This window comes from Haloarcula amylolytica JCM 13557 (genome assembly GCF_000336615.1).
Taxonomy (GTDB): domain Archaea; phylum Halobacteriota; class Halobacteria; order Halobacteriales; family Haloarculaceae; genus Haloarcula; species Haloarcula amylolytica.
The window spans coordinates 1-273 of sequence record NZ_AOLW01000055.1 but is presented as its reverse complement, the minus strand read 5'-3'; the positions used below and the strand labels follow the sequence as shown (position 1 = coordinate 273).

Below are 273 nucleotides of genomic sequence, written 5' to 3'. Positions count from 1 at the left end.
GACCTTTTCGACGAATTCTATGCTGACGGATAAGGCGTAGCGATGGTGTAGGTTATTCGGTGCGGATTTAATTCCGTTTCTGTAAAAACACATAGACAGTAGCTATAGTCCGTCGCGAGCGCTCACGCAACAATATTCTCCTCGATCTCTTGGAACCACTGCCGGGCCGTCGTAATATGCACATCCAGTGGCTCGCAGATCGTCGCTTGTGTGAGCCGGATGTCTGACTCCTGACCAGCGAGATATAGAGCGCCGGCTGCGACACCGTCTGAT

The 273-nt window shown here is 52.0% G+C and carries 1 pseudogene; it reads right to left on the bottom strand.

Features of this window, described 5'->3' with window-relative positions:
- Positions 1–122: 122 nt before the first annotated feature.
- A pseudogene (locus C442_RS22995) lies at positions 123–273 on the bottom strand (transcription initiation factor IIB); the annotation flags it as partial.